This is a genomic window from Streptomyces sp. NPDC046122 (assembly GCF_056429965.1).
Genome location: NZ_JBWKLQ010000002.1, coordinates 199,103 through 219,685, shown reverse-complemented (window position 1 = coordinate 219,685; position 20,583 = coordinate 199,103). Strand labels below are relative to the sequence as shown.

Here is a 20,583-nt window from a genome sequence, read left to right as displayed (position 1 = left end):
TCTGTGAACAAGCGGCAATAAGACGGCAGCGGCCGGTGTCCCGCCGTCGCCAGGTGTCGTAATGTCGCCTGAGTCCTCGCGCTGGGGAGCGCGGAGACAGCCGATGACGGGAGGGGCCAGACGTATGGCAGCGCAATTCGGTCGCAGGCTGCGCAAGGGGGCTACAGCCACCACGGTGGCGGCGCTCGTGGTGGCAGCACTCTCGGCCTCGCAGGCGCCGGGCAGCACCATGACGCCCGCCGACGAGAGAGCCGCAGAGGCGATCGACCCCTCCGGTACTCCGGTGACGGGCGATTCGCCGTACTTCACAGACCTGCCGCCCCTGAACACCCCCAACAGGCCGAACAAACCGGGCACTTCGATCAATCTGCCCACGGTGACCGGCCCCGCGGAAGCCGGCATACCCGCCACCGTCCTCGCCGCCTACCGACGGGCCGAGGACGCCGTACGGGCCTCCCAGCCCGGCTGCCGCCTCCCGTGGCAACTGCTCGCCGCCATCGGCAAGGTCGAGTCGGGCCAGGCGCGCGGCGGTCGGGTCAACGCCAACGGCACGACGCTGACGCCGATCCTCGGCCCGCAGCTCAACGGCGTCGGCTTCGCCAACATCTCCGACACCGACAACGGCGCCTACGACGGTGACGCGACGCACGACCGGGCGGTCGGCCCGATGCAGTTCATCCCGTCCACGTGGGCGACCTGGGGCCAGGACGGCAACGACGACGGCCGCAAGGACCCCAACAACATCTTCGACGCGGCGCTCGCCGCCGGACGCTATCTCTGCGCCCACGACCGCGACCTGTCGGTGCAGGGCGACCTCGACCAGGCGATCCTCGGCTACAACCGCTCGCGGGAGTACCTGCGTACGGTCATGTCGTGGTTCGACTACTACCGGCGCGGAAACCACGAGGTGCCGGACGGCTTCGGAGTCCTGCCGGACAGCGGCGAACCGGACAGCCACCGCAACGCGGGCGTGAACGCCGGCGGTCGCGGCAACGGCGACGGCCGACCCACGACTCCGCCCGCGACGACCCCGCCGTCGAAGCCGCAGCCCCCCGGGAACGACAAACCGGGCGACGGCGGCGCCAAGCCGCCGGCCAAGCCACCGAAGACGCCGCCCGTCACCCCGCCGGAGACGACCCCGCCGGCCAAGCCGCGGCCCCCGGCCCCGGCTCCCGTCGCCGCCCTGGAGCGGCTCGGCAGCGCGACCGTGACCGCCACCGAGGGGGAGAAGTTCTCGGACCGGCTGCGCGTACGGGCAAAGACCGTCGCGGGCAGGACTGTGGCCGGCGCCAAGGTCCAGTTCCGGATCACCGGCGACACGGCGGCGCGCTTCCCGGGCGCCGAGACCATCGTCGTCGTCACCAGCGGCGTCGACGGCATCGCCACCGCTCCCGTGCTCGGCGCGGGCGGCCGCGCCGGCCGGTTCATGGTGCACGCCAAGGCGCTCGGCTCCGCCGCACCCGCCGTCGACTTCGCCGCCACCGTCAAGGCCAAGCCGGCGCCCGCGCCGCAGTCCGACGCGCTCGTCCGTACCTCGGACAAGGAGCTGACGGCCCCGGCCGGCGGCGCTTTCGCCGACCCGGTAGAGGTGAAGGCGACGTACAAGGGCAAGGCGGCGGCGGGTGTCGGGGTGACCGCCACGCTGGTCACGGGCGACGCCGAGAAGCCCGTCGCGAACGACAAGGGGCCGTACTTCAAGGATGCCGACGGCAAGGCGGTCCGTACGCTGACCGCGCTGAAGACCGACGCCAACGGCCTTCTGAAGCTGCCCGGACTGTACGCCGACGGCAACGCGGGAACGTTCACACTGCGTCTCACGACCGCCGACGGCGTCGTCCTCACCGTCGAGCTGGCCGTCACGGCGGCCACCACCGCGCCGACGACCGGCCCCTCGGCGGACCCGTCGGACTCGCCGTCCCCGAGCCCCACCGCGTAACCGCCGCACTCCCGGCACCTGCCGCCGCCCCGCCCGGACCTCTGACCGGGTGGGGCGGCGGCGTGTGCGGCCGCGCGTACGTGCCGGTGCGACCTGTTCTCATCTCGCGGCTCCGTTGCTACGGTGCCCCCGCCCCATCCATCTGACGCAGCATCAGATTCCGGGAGGCAGAGCATGCGCGCTCTCGTCGCCGCCGCCGTCGGGCTGGCCGCCGCCCTCGCGCTCGTCCTCGCCGTCGCCGCCGTCGGCTCCCCGCCGGGGGAGACCTCGCCGAAGCCCCTGCTGACCACCGTTCCCGGGCCGAAGAAGTAGAGGGGCCTCCCGCCGTGCGCCGTAGAGCCAGCCTGGTCCTCCTCGCCCTCGCGGTCTTCTTCGCCGCCCTCTCACCGCTGCTGCGCTGGTACGCATTCCCGCGCCTCGCCAAGATCCCGGCCGGCCAGTACCAGGAGACGGTGCTGGAGGCGAAGCCCGCGACGCTTCTCGAGTACAGCTCCATGAAGGCGAAGAAGGTCGAGAAGGTCACCATCGTCCAGACCCTCAAGGGCAACGTCGAGGAGTCCGAGAAGATCGAGCGCAGCGCCGGCCGCGACGTGGTCGTCTGGGACTCCCTCTCGTACGTCCAGGGCCCCGACGGCACGATGGTCTCGGCCATTCCCGAGCGCTACATCTTCGACGCGCACAGCCAGGCCCCGGTGCACGCCACCGGGGAGACGGTCGACGGCGACCGGGTCAGGCGCGAGGGCATCGAGTTCAAGTGGCCCTTCCTCACGGAAAGGCGCGACTACGCGTACTTCGACGCGCAGACCCGCACATCCGCGCCGATCCACTACAGGGGCGAGCGGACGTTCCGCGGAATGGACGTCTACTACTTCGAGCAGACCATCCCGTGGACCAAGGTGAAGTATCCGAAGAAGATGCCCATGCCGGGGATCGACGCGACGAAGCTGGAGAAGCAGACCGGCACGACGCGCTGGTACACCACCCGTCGGATGTTCTGGGTGGACCCCGTCACGGGTGCTCCCGTGAACGGCGAGGAGATCCACCGGGAAGAGCTGCGCGGCGGCAGCCTGCTCGGCGGCCGTGCCAAGGTCACCGCGTTCGCCGGTCACGTGAAGATGAGGGAGGACTACGTCGACTCCACCGTCGAGCTCGTGAAGAAGAACCGCACGGCGGTGCTCATGCTCACGTCGTACCTCCCCTGGGGCTTCCTGATCCTCGGTGGCTCCCTGCTCGCGCTCGCCCTCTGCCTGGAGGCACGGGGACGCGGCCCGCGTGACCCTGCCGACGACGGAGCCCCACGACCGGAACCGGCCACCGCCTGACCGGTCGGCGACACCGCCCGACCACTGCCGTAACGCGCCGGACGGTCCCGCGCGATGACGGCCGTTCCCGTACGAAGGCCGGCAGCCTCTACCGGCTGTTCCCGTACGCGGGCCGGCGGCTTCCGCTCAGCGCACACCCGCCCGCCGTTCCCGGGCGCGGCCGTTCGCCGGTCTCAGCCGCGCTCGAGTCGCGCCTTCGTGTACTTCGTCGGCACGGCCGCCGCCGGATCCTCCGGCCACGGGTGCTTCGGGTAGCGGCCCCGCAGTTCCGCCCGCACTCCCCGGTACCCGTCCCGCCAGAAGGACGCCAGATCGGCGGTGACGGCCGCCGGCCGCCCCGCCGGGGACAGCAGGTGCACCAGCACGGGCACCCCCGCCACCCGTGGGGTCTCGGCCAGCCCGAACATCTCCTGGAGCTTCACCGCCAGCACGGGCTGTTCCCCGCCGTACTCCACGCGGACCCGTGACCCGCTCGGCACCTCGATCCGCTCCGGCGCCAGCTCGTCCAGCCGCGTCGCCTCTCCGGTCGCCCAGGGGAGCAGCCGGTTCAGCGCCTGTCCCGCCTCGATCCGGCCGAGGTCGGCCCTTCTGCGCGCCCGGGACAGCTCCGGTTCCAGCCACGCGTCGGTACGGTCCGCCAGCGCCGCGTCGGACACGTCGGGCCAGGGCGCGCCCAGCACCCGGTGCAGGAAGGCGAGGCGCTCCCGCAGCGCCCGCGCGTCGCGGGTCCAGCGGAGCAGCCCGAGGCCCTCGCGTCGCAGCCCGTCGAGCAGTGCTTCCCGTACGCGTTCCGGCTCCGGCTCGGGAAGCGCCCGTACGGTCAGCTCGACCGCGCCGAGGCGCCGCACGTCGCGCGCGACGACGTCCCCGCCCTCCCAGCGCACTTCCTCGCCCGACACGAGCAGGTGCTCGGCGGCCCGCAGGGCGGTGTCCTCGTCCACGACCGCGGCGAGGCGTACGCGCGCGGAGGCGGCGTGGACGGGCCGGTCGGCGACGGCGACCGCCAGCCAGGGCGCACTGCGCAGCCGGGACCCGTCGGAGAGTTCCGCCCCGGTGCCGGACGCCATGAGGAAGGCGCCTTCGCCCCGGCGCCTGGCGACCCGCTCGGGAAACGCGAAGGCGGCCACCAGCCCCGCGACGGCATCGTCACCCCCAGCGGCCCCAGCGCCCCCGCGACCGCTCCCCGCGCCGCCGGCTTCAGGTTCGCCCGCCGCCGAAGCCAGCCGCCTCGCCTCCTGGCGCCAGCGGGCCCCGTACGCGTCGTTCCCGCGGCGGGCCGCGCGCCAGGCCGCGGCCAGGTCGTCGCCGTACTCCCTCGGGGGTTCCTCGCTCAGCAGGGCGACCACCTCCGCCGCCCGGCGCGTGCCGACCTCGCGTGCGCCGTCGACGAGTGCCCGTGCGAGCCGGGGGTGCAGTCCGAGGCGGGCCATCCGTACCCCGCGCCCGGTCGGCCGGCCGGACCCGTCCACGGCCCCGATCGCCGCCAGCACCGTACGGGCCGCCGCCATCGCGCCCGCCGGCGGCGGATCGAGGAGGGCGAGCCCGCTCGCGTCCGGGTCGCCCCAGCACGCCGCCTGGAGGGCGAACGCGGTCAGGTCGGCGACCTTGATCTCGGGGGAGGGGAAGCGCGGCAGCCGTACGTCCTCGGCCTGGTCCCAGCACCGGTAGACCGCACCGGGCGCCTCCCGGCCGGCCCGCCCCGCGCGCTGCCGGGAGGCCGCCTGGGAGGCCCGTACGGTCGTGAGGGCGCCCAGTCCTCGCGCGTGGTCGGTACGGGGCTCACGTGCCAGCCCGGCGTCCACCACGACACGTACCCCCGGCACGGTGAGGCTCGACTCGGCCACCGAGGTCGCCAGCACCACCCTGCGACCACCGGCCGAGCCCGCCAGTACCGCGTCCTGCACCGCCGCCGGCGCCCGTCCGTGCACCTGGAGCACCTCAACCCCGGCCGTGCCCAGCTGACCGGCCACCCGCGCGATCTCGCCCACGCCGGGCAGGAAGCACAGGACGTCGCCCTCCCGCTCGGCGAGCGCCCTGCGCACCACGGCGGCCACATGCGTCAGCAGGGCCGGATCGACACGCATGCCGTGCGGCGGCCGCACCGGCCGGGCGGGCGGCGCCCAGACCGTCTCCACGGGGTGCGAGACGCCCTGCGCCTCGACCACCGGAGCGTCGCCGAGCAGCCGGGCCCAGCCCTCGGCGTCCGTCGTCGCCGAGGCGGCGAGGAGCCGCAGCTCGGGCCGCAGGGCGGCCCGTACGTCGAGGAGGAACGCGGCGACGGTGTCCGCGTCCAGATGCCGTTCGTGGCACTCGTCGAGGACGACCACGTCGACGCCGGCGAGTTCCTGGTCCCGCTGGAGGCGCTGGAGCAGTACCCCGGTGGTCACCACCTCCACCACCGTCTCGCGCCCCACGACGCGCTCCCCGCGCACGGTGAAGCCCACGCGTCCCCCGACGCGCTCGCCCAGCAGCCACGCCATGCGCCGGGCGGCGGCCCGCGCGGCGATGCGGCGCGGCTCCGCGACGACGACCCTCCGTACGGGCCGCCCCTCGTCGAGCAGCCCGGCCAGCGCGAGCGGCACCAGCGTCGTCTTGCCGGTCCCCGGGGGCGCGCACAGCACGGCCGTCCCGTGCGCGTCCAGGGCGCGCTCCAGAGCGGGCACGGCGGTGTGTACGGGAAGCTGCGCGAGGGCGTCGGCTCGGATCACGCCCCTAGTCCCGTACGCAGACGAAGATCGCCGTTCCCGGGATCAGGTTCCCGCGCAGCGGGGACCAGCCGCCCCACTCCTGCGTGTTCCAGGCGGGCCACTCCGGCTCGACCAGGTCGACCAGGCGGAAGCCGCCGGCCACCACGTCCCGGACGCGGTCGCCGATCGTCCTGTGGTGCTCGACGTAGACCGCGTTCCCCCGTTCGTCCTGTTCGACGTACGGAGTGCGGTCGAAGTACGAGGCGGCGACCGACAGGCCCTCGGGGCCCGGCTCGTCCGGGAACGCCCACCGGACGGGATGCGTCACGGAGAAGACCCACCGTCCGCCGGGCCGCAGGACACGCCGTACCTCGCGGAAGACCTCCACCGGGTCGGCGACGAACGGCACCGCGCCGTACGCCGAGCACGCCAGGTCGAAGGACGCGTCCCTGAAGGGGAGCCTTCCCGCGTCCGCCTGGACCAGCGGCAGGCCGGGCTCGCCGCCGCCGATCCGCAGGGCGTGCTGGAGCTGCCGGTGTGAGAGGTCCAGGGCCACCGGGCGTGCGCCCTGTGCGGCGAGCCAGCGCGAGCACTGCGCGGCCCCCGCGCCGATCTCCAGGACGTCGAGTCCCTTCAGCGACGCCGCCGCGCCCAGCAGGCCGGCCTCCGCCTCGTCGAGCCCCTCCGGGCCCCATACGAAACGGTCGTCACCGAGGAACGCTCCGTGCTCGCTCTGGTACTCGTCCGCGTTCCGGTCCCACCAGCCGCGACTCGCCCTGCTGCTCTCCGCCTCGCCGGCCTCGCGGCGTGTCGCCTCGCCCTCGTCGGCGTCGCCGGGCCCGTACGTGTCGAGCTCCTCGAAGGCGTCTGCGGCGGCATCCGCGGCGTGCTTGTTCTGGCTCATTGCGCCCGTCTGTCTCGTCTGCGTAGGCTCCGCTCGAACCGGTGGCCGCAGCGTGCCGAGCGGCCGTCGTGGCCTCGCCGAACATTGATTGTGCCGGGTATGGGAGGTTCCGCCCCGGGTGTGCGCCTTCGCGCATTGACCCTGCCCGGCTGCCCCCGTATGCTACAAGTTGCGCTGCGAGCCTGCGCACCTCAGACAGAGCAGGCTGCGCTTGCACCGGTTGTATGTCCCCTCGGTTGTCGAGGCGTTTCCGTTCCCCGGAATCGCGCCTCCTAGGCTGCCCGGCGTCAGCAGGTGCCGATACGGGCTCCCGGCGTAGCAGTACCTACGACTTACTGTCCGTACCGGAGCCCTTACCCACATGACGAGCAGCACCGAGACCACCGCTTCCACCACCCCGCAGGTAGCGGTCAACGACATCGGTAACGAGGAAGCCTTCCTCGCCGCGATCGACGAGACGATCAAGTACTTCAACGACGGCGACATCGTCGACGGCGTCATCGTGAAGGTCGACCGGGACGAGGTCCTGCTCGACATCGGTTACAAGACCGAAGGCGTCATCCCCTCCCGCGAGCTTTCGATCAAGCACGACGTCGACCCCAATGAGGTCGTCAAGGTCGGCGACGAGATCGAAGCCCTTGTTCTCCAGAAGGAGGACAAGGAAGGTCGCCTCATCCTGTCCAAGAAGCGCGCACAGTACGAGCGCGCCTGGGGCACGATCGAGAAGATCAAGGAAGAGGACGGGATCGTCACCGGCACCGTCATCGAGGTGGTCAAGGGTGGTCTCATCCTCGACATCGGCCTCCGTGGCTTCCTGCCGGCCTCCCTCGTCGAGATGCGCCGTGTCCGCGACCTCCAGCCCTACGTGGGCAAGGAGCTCGAGGCCAAGATCATCGAGCTGGACAAGAACCGCAACAACGTGGTCCTGTCCCGCCGTGCCTGGCTCGAGCAGACCCAGAGCGAGGTCCGTCAGACCTTCCTCACGACCCTGCAGAAGGGCCAGGTCCGCTCCGGCGTCGTCTCCTCGATCGTCAACTTCGGTGCGTTCGTGGACCTCGGTGGTGTCGACGGTCTCGTGCACGTCTCCGAGCTCTCCTGGAAGCACATCGACCACCCCTCCGAGGTTGTCGAGGTCGGCCAGGAAGTCACCGTCGAGGTCCTCGACGTCGACATGGACCGCGAGCGCGTCTCGCTGTCGCTCAAGGCGACGCAGGAAGACCCGTGGCAGCAGTTCGCCCGTACGCACCAGATCGGGCAGGTTGTCCCCGGTAAGGTCACGAAGCTCGTTCCGTTCGGTGCGTTCGTGCGCGTCGACGAGGGCATCGAGGGTCTGGTCCACATCTCCGAGCTGGCCGAGCGCCACGTGGAGATCCCGGAGCAGGTCGTCCAGGTCAACGACGAGATCTTCGTCAAGGTCATCGACATCGACCTCGAGCGTCGTCGCATCAGCCTCTCGCTGAAGCAGGCCAACGAGTCGTTCGGTTCCGACCCGGCCTCGGTCGAGTTCGACCCGACGCTGTACGGCATGGCCGCGTCGTACGACGACCAGGGCAACTACATCTACCCCGAGGGCTTCGACCCCGAGACGAACGACTGGCTCGAGGGCTTCGAGACCCAGCGTGAGGCGTGGGAGAGCCAGTACGCCGAGGCGCAGCAGCGCTTCGAGCAGCACCAGGCTCAGGTCATCAAGTCCCGCGAGGCCGACGAGGCCGCCGCTGCCGAGGGCGCTGCCGCCCCGGCCGCCGGCGCCCCGGCTGCCTCCGGCGGCAGCGGTGGCGGCTCCTACTCCTCGGAGTCGGCGGACAACTCCGGCGCCCTGGCGTCGGACGAGGCCCTTGCCGCGCTGCGCGAGAAGCTGGCGGGCGGCCAGAGCTGACGCTCTGACCACCAGCTGGTGACCGGCTGAAAGTAAGGCCCGCTCCTCCATGGGGAGCGGGCCTTACTCATGCCCGCACACCGTGATCACAGAAGGGCGCCGGCCGGGAATGCCCACGCCCCGCGGCACGTTCTTCCTGAGGAACACGAGGAGGAGCGGTAATCGTGCTTGATCCGCAGGATTTGTATGAGTGGGAGCCGAAGGGCCTCGCCGTCGTCGACATGGCGCTCGCGCAGGAATCGGCCGGACTGGTCATGCTCTACCACTTCGACGGCTACATCGACGCGGGTGAGACCGGCGAGCAGATCGTCGGGAAACTGCTGGACACACTGCCCCACCAGGTAGTGGCACGGTTCGACCACGACCGGCTGGTGGACTACCGCGCCCGCCGCCCGCTCCTCACCTTCCGGCGCGACAGGTGGTCCGAGTACGAGGCGCCCGAGATCGACGTCCGGCTCGTCCAGGACGCGACCGGAGCGCCGTTCCTGCTGCTCTCGGGACCCGAGCCGGACGTCGAGTGGGAGCGGTTCGCCCTCGCCGTACGGCAGATCGTCGAGCGGCTCGGGGTGCGTCTCGCGGTGAACTTCCACGGCATTCCGATGGGCGTCCCGCACACCCGCCCCGTCGGCATCACCCCCCACGGCAACCGCACCGACCTCATGCCCGGCCACCGCAGCCCCTTCGACGAGGCGCAGGTGCCCGGCAGCGCGGAGTCCCTCATCGAGTTCCGGCTCGAGGAAGCGGGGCATGACGTGCTCGGCGTCGCGGCGCACGTGCCGCACTACGTCGCGCGTTCGTCGTACCCGGACGCGGCGCTGACCGCCCTGGAGGCCATCACGGGCGCGACCGGCCTGGTGCTGCCGGGCGTCGCGCACGCGCTGCGCACGGAAGCCAGGCGTACGCAGGACGAGATCGACCGGCAGGTCGGTGAGGGGGACGAGGAACTCGTGTCGCTCGTACGGGGCCTCGAGCACCAGTACGACGCGGTGGCCGGCGCGGCCACGCGGGGCAACCTGGTGGCCGAGCCGGTCGACCTGCCGTCGGCCGACGAGATCGGCCTCGAATTCGAACGCTTCCTCGCGGAGCGGGAGGGCGACGTCTAGGCTCGCGCCGAGCCCTCGTCTAGGCTTCCGCGCATGCTGAAAGTGGGCCTGACCGGTGGAATCGGTGCCGGCAAGAGCGAAGTGTCGCGGCTGCTCGTCTCGTACGGAGCCGTCCTCATCGACGCCGACAAGATCGCCAGGGAGGTCGTCGAGCCCGGAACGCCGGGGCTCGCGGCCGTGGTCGAGTCCTTCGGGGAGGACGTGCTCGCCACGGACGGAACCCTGGACCGGCCGAAACTGGGCTCCATCGTCTTCGCGGACGCCTCCCGTCTGGCGACGCTGAACGCCATCGTCCACCCCCTGGTGGGCGCGCGGTCGGCGGAGCTGGAGGGCGCCGCGGGCGCCGACGCCGTGGTGATCCACGACGTGCCCCTGCTCACCGAGAACGGTCTGGCGCCGCTGTACGACCTGGTGGTCGTCGTCGACGCGGCGCCGCCGACGCAGCTGGACCGGCTCGTACGGCTGCGCGGCATGACCGAGGACGAGGCGCGGGCCAGGATGGCGGCCCAGGCGAGCCGGGAGCAGCGGCTGGCGATCGCCGACCTGGTGATCGACAACGACGGCCCGCTGGAGGCGCTGGAACCGCAGGTGCGCAAGGTCTGGGCGGAGCTCTCGGAACGGGCCGCACGAGCCGCTTCCCGACCTCGCTGACCCTCGTGTCCGTCGGCTCCTCCTTCTCGCGTCCGTCGGCGCCCGGCCCTCGTGTCCGTCGGCGCGGCGCCGGTCCCGCGCTCGGTTCCCTTGCGGAATAGCGCATGCGGCCGGGGCGGTTGGAAAGAAATGAGCCGAGCGGAAGGATGCCAGCGTGCCCGAGAGCAGCCCGGAGACACACATCATCGACTACCGCGCGGCGGAGCACCTACTGGCCGCCCGCGACCCGCGCGGAGCCGTGAAGCTCCTGGACTCCGTCATCGCCGCCCACCCGGAGAACACGGCTGCCCGGTTGCTGCGGGCTCGTGCCTTCTTCGCGTCGGCCCAGTTGCGCTCGGCGGAACTGGAATTCCAGCTGGTGCTGGAGCGCGAGCCCGACAACGCCTTCGCTCACTTCGCCCTGGCGAGGACGTACGAGCGTGCGCTGCGCGCGGACCGGGCGAAGCGGCACTTCAGGCTGGCGGCGGCGCTCGACCCGAAGCCGGAGTACCTGGAGGCGGCTCGGTTCGACGCCGACGAGTGACGTGCAGGACAGACGAGTGACGTGCAGGTCATGAGCGCGCCCGGGACCGGCCGGTCCCGGGCGCGGCGTTTACCGGCGGGGCGGATCGTACGGCGGGATGTCGCGGCCGGGCTGGTAGTGCGGGCCCTGACGCAGGTGCCGTACGACGACCACCAGGTCGGCGACGGCGAGGACCGCGAGGCAACCACAGGCGACGGCCCAACCGGTGCGGCCCGTGGCGGCGAAGGCCAGCGTTCCGCCGACGGCCCAGAGCAGACCCCACAGGCCCAGTACGAGGCGCATGCGCAGGGGGCTGCGCGCGGTTTTCGGTTCACTCCCGGTACGCATGATCATGATGAATCGCCCTCTTCCAAGGGACACGTACCCACCCCGGGCGCGCGTAGGCCGGGCGCATCGGACCGGGCCTGCGCCGATCGCTGACGATCCGCCGATGAGTCTCCGGGGGCTGCGCGGTCTGTATCCGTGCAAGGCGAGCACGTGACGACAAGCCGCACCGCTTCCCAGGGAGACCGAATGTCCGAGGCCAGCATGTCCGCGACCACGATCGGCGCCACGACCGGAACCACCCCGGCCGTACCCGGGACCTCACGGGCAGGGCGCGTCACCACGCGTGCCGTTCGGATCCTCCTGGCGGTTTTCTTCGGCGTGGCCAGTGCCTCGCCCAAGCTGGTCGGCCACTCGTCGGCGTCGGACATCTTCGACAGGATCGGCTTCGGGGACTGGTTCATGTACGCGGTCGGCGGCCTGGAGATGGCGGGCGCGATCGCGCTGCTGATTCCCGCGCTGTCCGGGGTGGCGGCGCTGGCGCTGGGTGCGCTGATGGTCGGCGCGTTCGTCGCCCAGGTCGTGGTGTTCGACGGCCGGAACGCCGCCACGCCGCTGATCCTCCTGGTGCCGCTCCTGGCGGTCGCGTGGACGCGCCGCGACCGCATCCTGCCCGTCCTGCGACGGAAGGCGCGCGTGTAGGGCTGCGGACCGGGGCGGGCGCCGAGGACTGCGGGCCGGGCGGGGCCGAGGGCTGCGGAGACCGGGGCGGACGCCGAGGGCTGCGGCTCCCGGCCCCGCCCCGGTCCGTCTCAGCCCTGGTTCTCGTGCCCGGCGTCGTCCGCGTCGCGGCGGTGGGCCGACTGCTGGGCGCTCGCATTCGGCGAGATAGCGGAAGGTCCATGCGCACGGGGCCGCCGGTGTCCGCGGAGCTCGCCCCGGGATCAGTGTCAGACCTCGCCCGTAGACTCGCACGTGGACATCAGATCGAGGGCCACGTGCGCCGCCACAGCGCACGGGCACCGGCGCGACCAGCGAAGACGGGGGTGGGAGGCATGACGGACACGGGACGCCGCGCCGCTGTCTTCCTTCCCGCGGAGCTGCCGCGCGACGGCCGGATCGCCCTGTGGGATCCGGCAGGCGGCCCGCTGCCGGACGCCACCACGGAGATCACGGTCGTGCGCCGCCACGGGGCCGGCGGCACCGCCGTACGCCGCCACACCGTGCCCGCCGTGCTCCTCTCCCTCACCGACGCCCTTCCCCTGCTGGCCGGCGCCCGCCACGATCCTGCCGCTCATCCCGCCACCCGTTGCTGGGGTGCGGCGGCGCTGCAGGCGCTGCACCTGGCCGCGCGGGGCCGCCTGCTGCCCGGACTCACCGCCGGAGACCACGACGCCTGGCGTGCCGGGCCGCTCGATGCCGACGACATCGCCCAGGTACGGGCCATCGCCGCTGCCATGCCCCCCGAAGCCCACGCCGTTCCGCTGCCCGGACGTACGCCCCTTCAGCTCCCCGCCCCCGAAGCCCTGGTGAAGTCGTTCCTGGACGCGATCGTGGACATGCTGCCCCGGACACCTTCGGCGGCGTACGCGGTGGGCGCGCCCTTCGCCGCGCGCGCCGCGCAACATCTGCCGGGCCTGCGGGAGTGGGCCGCGGAGGTCGCTGCCGGGATGGACGCGGGCGTACGCGTGTCGCTGCGCCTCGACCTCTCCCAGTTCGAGCTGTTCGACAGCGCGGCTCACGAGACGCCGGACGACGCGACGCACGACGGCGGCGGTGACGGCGGGCAGCCGGGGGAGGACGGCGTGAAGCGCCGAGCCGGCGCGGCGCTGGTCCAGGTGCACAGCCTGGCCGACCCCACGCACGTCATCGACGCGGCCGCCCTGTGGTCGGGCGGCGGCAGCGAGGGCTTCGGCCCGCGCGCCCGCATCGACGCGGTGCTGGCGCTGCGCCGCGCGGCTCGCGTGTGGGAGCCGCTGGGCCGCCTCCTCGACCGGTCGGTCCCCGACGTACTGCCCCTGTCGGAGGACGAGCTGTACGAGCTCCTGGGCCCGGCGGCGGCCCGGCTCGCCGCCGCGGGCGTCGCGGTCCACTGGCCCCGGGAGCTGGCCCGTACGCTGACGGCGACCGCGGTAGTACGGCCCGCACCGGGATCCGCGACCGACGGCACGCCGTTCTTCGACGCCCAGGAGCTCTTCGCGTTCAGCTGGCAGCTGGCGGTCGGCGGTGAGCCGCTCACCGAGGCGGACATGGACGCGCTCGCCGAGGCGCACCGCCCGATCGTGCGGCTGCGCGACCAGTGGGTGGTGGTCGATCCGGCGCTCGTGCGCAAGGCGCGCAAGCGCGAGCTGGGCCTGCTCCAGCCCGTGGACGCGCTGGTTGCAGCCCTCACCGGCAGCGCGGAGGTGGACGGCGAGCAGGTCGAAGCGGTCCCCGTCGGCGCCCTGGCCGCTCTGCGCGACCGCCTCACGGCCGGCGTCGGCGCCGTCGTCGCCCAGCCGCCCGGACTCGACGCCACCCTGCGGGACTACCAGCTGCACGGCCTGGCCTGGCTGGACCGGATGACGTCCCTGGGCCTCGGCGGCTGCCTCGCCGACGACATGGGCCTCGGCAAGACGATCACCGTCATCGCCCTCCACCTCCGTCGCGCCCGTGGAGCGCCCACGCTCGTCGTCTGCCCCGCCTCCCTCCTCGGCAACTGGCAGCGCGAGATCACCCGCTTCGCCCCAGGCGTCCCCGTCCGCCGCTTCCACGGCGCGACCCGCACACTGGACGGCGGACCCACGGACGACGCGGGCTTCGTTCTCACGACGTACGGCACCATGCGCACCAGCGCTCCGGAACTGGCGGCCCACACCTGGGGGATGGTCGTCGCCGACGAGGCGCAGCACGTCAAGAACCCGTACTCGTCCACGGCGAAGGCGCTGCGGACCATCCCGGCCCCGGCGCGCGTCGCCCTCACCGGAACGCCCGTCGAGAACAACCTCTCCGAACTCTGGGCGCTCCTGGACTGGACGACGCCCGGACTGCTGGGTCCGCTCAAGTCCTTCCGCGCCCGCCACGCGCGCCTGGTCGAGAGCGGCGAGGACGACGAGGCCGCCGAGCGCCTCGCCCGGCTCGTACGCCCCTTCCTCCTGCGCCGCAAGAAGTCGGATCCGGGCATCGTCCCGGAGCTCCCGCCCAAGACCGAGACCGACCACCCCGTCCCGCTCACCCGCGAACAGGCGTCCCTCTACGAAGCGTCCGTGCGCGAGTCGCTGGCGGCCATCGAGGAGTCGGAGGGCATCGCGCGCCGGGGTCTCGTGATGAAGCTCCTTTCCTCGCTCAAGCAGATCTGCAACCACCCCGCGCAGTATTTGAAGGAGGACACGAGGCGCCTCACCGGCCGGTCCGGCAAACTCGAACTGCTCGACGAGTTGCTCGACACGATCCTGTCCGAGGGCGGCTCGGTCCTGGTCTTCACGCAGTACGTCACCATGGCCCGCCTCCTCGCGGACCACCTGAAGGCCCGCGCGGTCCCCTCGCAGCTCCTGCACGGCGGAACGCCGATCGCCGAGCGCGAGGAGATGGTGGACCGCTTCCAGTCCGCCGAGGTCCCCGTCTTCCTGCTCTCGCTCAAGGCGGCCGGCACCGGCCTGAACCTCACCAGGGCCGCCCACGTCATCCACTACGACCGGTGGTGGAACCCGGCGGTCGAGGACCAGGCGACCGACCGCGCGTACCGCATCGGCCAGACCCAGCCGGTGCAGGTGCACCGGCTGATCGCGGAGGGGACGGTGGAGGACCGCATCGCCGAACTGATCGCGTCCAAGCGGGCGTTGGCGGACGCCGTACTGGGCAGCGGAGAAGCGGCCCTCACGGAGCTCACCGACCGCGAACTGGCCGACCTGGTCTCCCTGCGGAGGCCGTCATGAGCGCGAGCACCGGCGACAACGGCGGCACCGGCAGCAGTTGGTGGGGCAACGCGTGGGTCGAGGCCCTCGAAGCGCTGTCACTCGACCCGGCCCGCCTGGCCCGCGGCCACACGTACGCCGGCGGGGGCAACGTCGGCGCGATCAGCGTGGCGCCGGGCCGGATCATCACGTACGTACGGGGCAGCCGCCCGCGCCCGTACCGTACGGAGATCCGCCTGCGCACGCTCTCCGACGACGACTGGGACCGCTTTCTCGCCATGGCGGCGGCCGATCCGTCCCACATGGCGGCCCTGCTCGACAAGGACATGCCGCACTCCCTGGTGGACTCCGCGGCGGAGTGGGGCGTGAACCTGCTGCCGGCCCCGGGCGACCTGGTTCCGTCCTGCTCGTGCCCCGACCGGGGCCACCCCTGCAAGCACGCGGCCGCCCTCTGCTACGAGACGGCCCGCCTCCTGGACGCGGACCCCTTCGTACTGCTGCTCATGCGGGGCCGGACCGAGCGCGAGCTCCTCGAGGACCTCGCCCGCCGCAACGCCGCGCACTCCGCCCGCGAGAAGCCGGCACCGCCGCCCTTCCCGGGCGTACCGGCCGCCGACGCGCTGGCCCCGCGCACGCTCCCGCCCCTGCCGGGCCCGCTGCCCGTACCCGCACACCCGGGCCACGCCTCGGGCGCGTACCCGGGCACGCGGGGCGCGCCGGACCCCCTCTCCCTCGACCTCCTCGTCACGGACGCGGCGGCCCGCGCCCACACGCTCCTCACCACCGGCGCCGACCCCGTCGCCCCGCTCACGTCCTGGCAGGACGCGGTCCGCCTGGCCGCCGCCCAGCCGGGGTCGGGCCTGACGTCCGCGACCCGCAAGCTGTACGCCACCCTCGCCTCGGCGCACGACCGCAGCCCCACCGACCTGGCCCGCGCCGTGGCGGCCTGGCAACAGGGTGGCCTCACCGGCCTGTCCGTCCTCGAAACGCACTGGGACCCACCGGCGGGCCCCTTCGACCGGGCCCGTCCCGCCCTGGCCGCCACCGGCCTTCCCCGCCTGCGCCCCCACCGCAACCGCCTGAGCGACGAGGAACGAGGCATCCAGCTCCGCCTGGGCCACGACGACCTCTGGTACCCCTACGAAGCGGACCCCGGCACGGACGACTGGTGGCCCACAGGCACCCCGGATGCTGACCCGGTGGGCGCCCTGACCGCCCTGCTGGACGGCTGAGCCCGCAGCCCCTGCGCCCGGAAGCCGCTCGACGCCTCACCACCCTCCGGACACCGACGCCCCCGACCCGAAAGGTGAGCCGCATGCGCACCAAGCGATACGGCCGCTTCACCGCCGCCGACTTCTAGCACGGCCACGCCGGAACGACCGGCGGCCCGTCGCCGGAGGTCCCCATGTCCCGTACGACCCACCACGGGCCCCTGAAGCACCGCGACACGAGCTGGTGGTCCACCGGCTCCAGCCGTTCCGCCGGCTCCAGCCGCTCCGCGGAGTGGACGGCCACGCCCTATCGGCGCCCGGCCCGGGGATCCAAGTGGACGATCACACTCGAATAGAAACGGTCCACGGCGTCGTCGACGCTGCGAATGAAGCCGGACTCGGCGTTGCCACGGGAGCTGCCGACGCTCTTGGAAAGAGACAACCGGAAACCGGAGATCTGCCCGGGGTTCCTCGGCACGAGATCGCCGGGTTCCGGCCGCAGCTTCTCCAGCGTGCCGCGGGGCCCTGCCCCCTGACCGTCCAGGAGGGTCTGGACGTGCAGGTCGGCCGGTGCTTCCACGAGCTGCTTCAGCATGCGTTTGACCCTGCTGAGGGGATACACGTGGTCGGGAGCGGCGACGTCGATGGAGGTGCGCAGCTTGCCCAGCCGGAGATCGGCGGTGACCGCCAGAACTCCGGCCGCGCCCTCGATGCGGATCTCGGCGTCCAGCCGCCCGTCCTCACAGAAGCGTTCTGCCAGCGCGGTGCGGCGGGACTGCGGGTCCGTGCCCCGCTTCGCGCGCTGCACCGGCATGACCTTCTCCCCGAGCTCGCCGCCCAACCGCAGGCAGACCTGCCGGATGAGGCGCTCCCAGCTCTCGACGACCAGCACGGCGCGCTCGTCACCCGGGCAGAGGGTCTCCTGGTCGATGCCGTTCCGTACCGGCACCCAGGCCGGTCCCATGTTCTGGAACCCGTGGCAACCGGAATTCTCGTGCTGCAGGTACTGGAGGAGCTCCTGGAGCATCCAGGCACGGATCTCGTTCCGTACGCCTTCGTGGCGGATCAGCATCTGCGCCTGATGGGTGACCTCGGCCCAGGACAGGTGCCACAGGGCCACCTTGTGCTTGCGCCGGCCGTCCACCTTGACGTGGACCAGAGGACTGCCCTCCAGAGCCACGTCGTTGGAGAGGGTGATCACCGCTTCGTACCCGCGCCGGGCGGCGATGTCCATGTAGTCCTGTACCTGCTGGGCCTTGAGCGGATTTCCGTTGGTCTTGGTCTCCACGAGCGCCGTCCAGAGCTTTCCCGCGCGCTCGATGCGGATGATGCCGTCCGGGCGCCTGGGATGCCCGCCGTTCGGCAGCGCGACTTCCGTGAACGTCTCGATGTGGCCGGACGGCGCGCCGAAGCCCGCCGTGAGCCGTCGGCCGAACTCCGGTACGTGGGCCATCACGGACAACAGAATGGAGGTCGCCCTGATCTCGCGTTCCCTGTCGTTCTTGAGGGAGGAAGCGGGGAAGAGCCGGGCGCTGCGCCACGAGTCGTTCTCCGCCAGCGACTTCCTGGGCGCCCTGGGAAGCGTGACCTTCTTCCTCGCGGTACGGAGCCGGCGGGCGGGGGCAGCGGGAGCCGCAGCCGCCTGAGCCGGGACGGCCGGGGGAGCGGCGACCACGGGAACGTCCACGACGGCGGCGGGCGGCCTCGGGGCCGGCACGGTGGCCGGGGCCGGCGTCGCGCCGGCGACGTCCTCGGCCTCCGCCCGGTCGTCACCCGTGGCGCCTGTGGCCTCACCGGCCCCGGCGTCCTGCTCGTCGTCGTCGATCTCGATGCCGTAGTCGGTGGCCAGCCCGGCCAGCCCGGTGTCGTAACCCTGCCCGACCGCCCGGAACTTCCACTCGTCGTTGCGCCGGTACATCTCGCCGAAGACGAAGGCGCTCTCCACGCTCGCCCCGGAGATCGAGAAGCCGAGGAGAGGCTCGCCGCCCGCGTCGGTCAGCGTGATCCGAAGGTTCTCCAACTGCCCGAACGCGGCCCGCTGGTGCCGGCTGGCCGCGACCACGGCCCGCTCGACGTCGGAGGGTAAAGCGGCCAGGTCCAGCTGGATGCGGTCCTCGTTGCCGTTGCCGGTCGGCGTCTGGCCGAGGAGCTGCACGCTGCCGTTGGCCGCGGCCGGGTTGTTGTAGAAGAAGAAGTCGGCGTTGCTGCGCACCTTCCCGTCCGCGCCCAGCAGCAGTACGGAGACGTCCGCGTCGCCGTCCCCGTCCGGGCTGCTCCACCCCAGGCTGACGGTGACGGGTCCGGTGTTGTCGCCGAGCGCCGCCAGACCGACGTTGGCGCCCTTGCTCATCTCGTGCACGTGAAGCCCCCCAGGCAGTGCAAGGGCTGCGCGGCGGAGCCCGGACAGCCCTCCCTGAACGCTTCCGGGATGCCCACGGAAGCGGAATGAGAGCGTATCGGCCAACCGGGTTCCTATGGCATATGTCTGCACTAACTGTCTCGACCCGGTACGAGGGTGGAACACGGCGCGGAGCCGGCCATCCCGGGCCAGAAGGGAAGGGGCCGTACGGCGAGGCCGCACCGGACCCCGGCACCCCGGTCACGCGTCACGTGGCAGGTGGTCCGGAGGCGGCAACGCCGCCCGCCAGATCGTCAAGACCATCTCCATGGCCGGCGCCACGCTCGCCCGTGCCGCCCCTCTCGGGACGCCGCTCATCAGCAGGGCGTCGTACGGAGTGTCCTCGTGGCGGATCGCGGCTCGGACCGCCGCCGTCACCGCGCCCTCGTCCAGTGAGCGGCCCGCCGCCGTGCGGCCCACACGCCCGCTGCCGCGCTGCGAGGTGTGGGCGGCGATGGCCCGGGCCCGGGGGAGCGGGCAGGACGGGAACAGGCGGAGGATCTCGGTGGTCAGCGTGGCCGTGAAGCGAACGTCCTCGGCCGCGCGGCGTGCCGCGTCGCGCTCGCGGCGGCGGGCCCGGGCATCCGCGTCGGCCAGGCAGGCGACCTCGGCACGGGCCAGGGCGGGAGCCTCGACGAGGAGGCCCTGGCGTTCGTAGCGCTTGCGGCGCCGGCTGTGGCGGATCACCACCGCCCACAGCGCACTCGCCTCGCGGGCTCGGCGGGTCAGGGCCGCGTTGCCCCGCGGGAGGTAGACCAGGTGGGCCAGGTCGGCGCAGTCGAGGCAGATGACCGCGTTGAACTCGAGCGTGTGGAAGCGCAGCGGCCCTCGTCGGCACTCGGCGCAGTGCCTGCGCCGGCGTGGTTCCGGTTCGATCGCCACCAGGTCCATACGGGGAACGTACCCAGCCGTAGCGCCCGGGCAGTCACCGCGCGCGGGCCACTCGGGTCGGCGCGCACGTACCCCGCCTCGCGAATAATCGTTCGAGTTCGGCCCGTTGATGTTGCTAGCGTCACGGACGTGGCGAAACTCAATCAGATCATCGCAGTCGAGAAGGGCGTCAAGTCCAGGGCCCAGCAGGACCTGACGACAGCTCAGCACAGCCTCCAGAAGCCGGCCCTGCTCGCGGGCATCTCGCGTACGTACCAGGCGAAGGACGAGGAGGGCGAGCAGCTTCCGCCCGAGTCGACGCGCGTGCAGGTCAGGGCCGAGGACGTGCTGCGCGAGACCGCGAAGTCGCTGACGCGGCTGTTCGACGTGACCGCCACCAAGGACTGGGCCAACTGCACCGCCCGCGCCGACGTGACCGTCGACGGCCGGGTGCTCGTGAGCGAGGCGCCCGTGTCCTACCTGCTCTTCCTGGAGAAGCAGTTGGCGGACATCAACGCCTTCGTACGGAAGCTGCCGGTGCTGGACGCCTCCGAGGGGTGGACGCTGGACCCCTCGACCGACGACTGGAAGACGGACGCCGTACGGACACTCCGTACGAAGAAGGTGCCGCGCAACCACGTGAAGGCGGAGGCGACCGACAAGCACCCGGCCCAGGTCGAGGTGTACTACGAGGACATTCCGGTCGGGTACTGGACGACCGTGAAGTTCTCCGGCGCGCTGACGGCCCGCCGCGTGAACGAGCTGCTCGAGCGGGTCGAGAAGCTCCAGCAGGCCGTGAAGTTCGCTCGGGAAGAGGCGAACGGCGCGGAGGTCACGGACCGGCGCGTGGGCGACGCCGTTTTCGGCTACCTGTTCGGGTAGCCTCATTGACTCCCCGGCCGCCATCGTGCGGCCGGGGTGCGCGAGGAGCGCAAGCTGAAACTG

17 protein-coding genes are annotated in these 20,583 nt (G+C 72.4%); 11 read left to right on the top strand and 6 right to left on the bottom strand.

The genetic code is table 11. From position 1 onward, the window contains the following. Window positions 1–124: 124 nt before the first annotated feature. The 3 genes from AC07FK_RS05860 to pgfA all read left to right on the top strand — a co-directional run bounded on the left by AC07FK_RS05860 (window position 125) and on the right by pgfA (window position 3,258). Window positions 125–1,936 (top strand): lytic transglycosylase domain-containing protein, encoded by a 1,812-nt coding sequence (locus AC07FK_RS05860; protein WP_479102917.1) that lies wholly within the window; start codon window positions 125–127, stop codon window positions 1,934–1,936. 174 nt (window positions 1,937–2,110) lie between these two features. Continuing rightward, window positions 2,111–2,248, top strand: a complete 138-nt coding sequence (locus AC07FK_RS05855; RefSeq protein WP_479102915.1) for an SPW_0924 family protein — start codon at window positions 2,111–2,113, stop codon at window positions 2,246–2,248. 14 nt (window positions 2,249–2,262) lie between these two features. Then, on the top strand, window positions 2,263–3,258 hold the full coding sequence (gene pgfA, locus AC07FK_RS05850) for a cell envelope lipid trafficking protein PgfA (RefSeq protein WP_479102913.1): 996 nt from the start codon (window positions 2,263–2,265) through the stop codon (window positions 3,256–3,258). A gap of 173 nt (window positions 3,259–3,431) precedes the next feature. On the opposite strand, the gene hrpB is transcribed toward pgfA, so the two are convergent. Together hrpB and AC07FK_RS05840 are read right to left on the bottom strand one after the other, a co-directional pair. After that, window positions 3,432–5,966 (bottom strand): ATP-dependent helicase HrpB, encoded by a 2,535-nt coding sequence (gene hrpB / locus AC07FK_RS05845; RefSeq protein WP_479102911.1) that lies wholly within the window; start codon window positions 5,964–5,966, stop codon window positions 3,432–3,434. 4 nt (window positions 5,967–5,970) lie between these two features. Then, a complete protein-coding gene (locus AC07FK_RS05840; RefSeq protein WP_479102909.1) occupies window positions 5,971–6,849 on the bottom strand; it encodes a class I SAM-dependent methyltransferase in 879 nt (292 codons plus the stop codon). Window positions 6,850–7,210: 361 nt separating this feature from the next. Here AC07FK_RS05840 and rpsA point away from each other — a divergent pair, with 361 nt between their 5' ends. From rpsA to AC07FK_RS05820, 4 genes are all read left to right on the top strand, one after another. Next, on the top strand, window positions 7,211–8,725 hold the full coding sequence (gene rpsA, locus AC07FK_RS05835; protein WP_479102907.1) for a 30S ribosomal protein S1: 1,515 nt from the start codon (window positions 7,211–7,213) through the stop codon (window positions 8,723–8,725). Between the two features lie 221 nt (window positions 8,726–8,946). Then, on the top strand, window positions 8,947–9,828 hold the full coding sequence (locus tag AC07FK_RS05830; protein ID WP_479103904.1) for a PAC2 family protein: 882 nt from the start codon (window positions 8,947–8,949) through the stop codon (window positions 9,826–9,828). Window positions 9,829–9,861: 33 nt separating this feature from the next. After that, entirely contained in the window at window positions 9,862–10,479 is a 618-nt protein-coding gene (coaE, locus tag AC07FK_RS05825) for a dephospho-CoA kinase (RefSeq protein WP_479102906.1), read from the top strand. Window positions 10,480–10,633: 154 nt separating this feature from the next. Continuing rightward, window positions 10,634–11,002, top strand: coding sequence for a tetratricopeptide repeat protein (locus AC07FK_RS05820; RefSeq protein WP_453406745.1), 369 nt, complete (start codon window positions 10,634–10,636; stop codon window positions 11,000–11,002). 69 nt (window positions 11,003–11,071) lie between these two features. On the opposite strand, the gene AC07FK_RS05815 is transcribed toward AC07FK_RS05820, so the two are convergent. After that, window positions 11,072–11,329: a DUF6343 family protein gene (locus AC07FK_RS05815; protein WP_479103902.1), complete on the bottom strand. Its 258-nt coding sequence runs from the start codon at window positions 11,327–11,329 to the stop codon at window positions 11,072–11,074. Between the two features lie 186 nt (window positions 11,330–11,515). On the opposite strand from AC07FK_RS05815, the gene AC07FK_RS05810 reads away from it, so the two are divergent. The 3 genes from AC07FK_RS05810 (at window position 11,516) to AC07FK_RS05800 (ending at window position 16,391) form a co-directional block, all read left to right on the top strand. After that, entirely contained in the window at window positions 11,516–11,968 is a 453-nt protein-coding gene (locus tag AC07FK_RS05810; protein WP_479102905.1) for a DoxX family protein, read from the top strand. Between the two features lie 353 nt (window positions 11,969–12,321). Next, on the top strand, window positions 12,322–15,180 hold the full coding sequence (locus AC07FK_RS05805; protein ID WP_479102904.1) for a DEAD/DEAH box helicase: 2,859 nt from the start codon (window positions 12,322–12,324) through the stop codon (window positions 15,178–15,180). After that, a complete protein-coding gene (locus AC07FK_RS05800) occupies window positions 15,177–16,391 on the top strand; it encodes an SWIM zinc finger family protein (RefSeq protein WP_479102902.1) in 1,215 nt (404 codons plus the stop codon). The genes AC07FK_RS05805 and AC07FK_RS05800 overlap by 4 nt, the downstream gene beginning before the upstream one ends. Before the next feature lie 124 nt (window positions 16,392–16,515). Here AC07FK_RS05800 and AC07FK_RS05795 read toward each other — a convergent pair whose 3' ends face one another. From AC07FK_RS05795 to AC07FK_RS05785, 3 genes are all read right to left on the bottom strand, one after another. Next, window positions 16,516–16,674 carry a hypothetical protein gene (locus tag AC07FK_RS05795; RefSeq protein ID WP_479102900.1) on the bottom strand — a complete coding sequence of 53 codons (159 nt, stop codon included), beginning with the start codon at window positions 16,672–16,674 and terminating at the stop codon, window positions 16,516–16,518. Window positions 16,675–16,677: 3 nt separating this feature from the next. Next, window positions 16,678–18,720, bottom strand: coding sequence for a TerD family protein (locus AC07FK_RS05790; RefSeq protein ID WP_479103900.1), 2,043 nt, complete (start codon window positions 18,718–18,720; stop codon window positions 16,678–16,680). Window positions 18,721–18,969: 249 nt separating this feature from the next. Beyond that, on the bottom strand, window positions 18,970–19,659 hold the full coding sequence (locus tag AC07FK_RS05785) for a DUF2293 domain-containing protein (RefSeq protein WP_479102899.1): 690 nt from the start codon (window positions 19,657–19,659) through the stop codon (window positions 18,970–18,972). A gap of 129 nt (window positions 19,660–19,788) precedes the next feature. Between AC07FK_RS05785 and AC07FK_RS05780 the strand changes: the two genes are divergently transcribed. Next, window positions 19,789–20,520 (top strand): DUF7873 family protein, encoded by a 732-nt coding sequence (locus AC07FK_RS05780; protein ID WP_479102898.1) that lies wholly within the window; start codon window positions 19,789–19,791, stop codon window positions 20,518–20,520. Window positions 20,521–20,583: the final 63 nt, after the last annotated feature.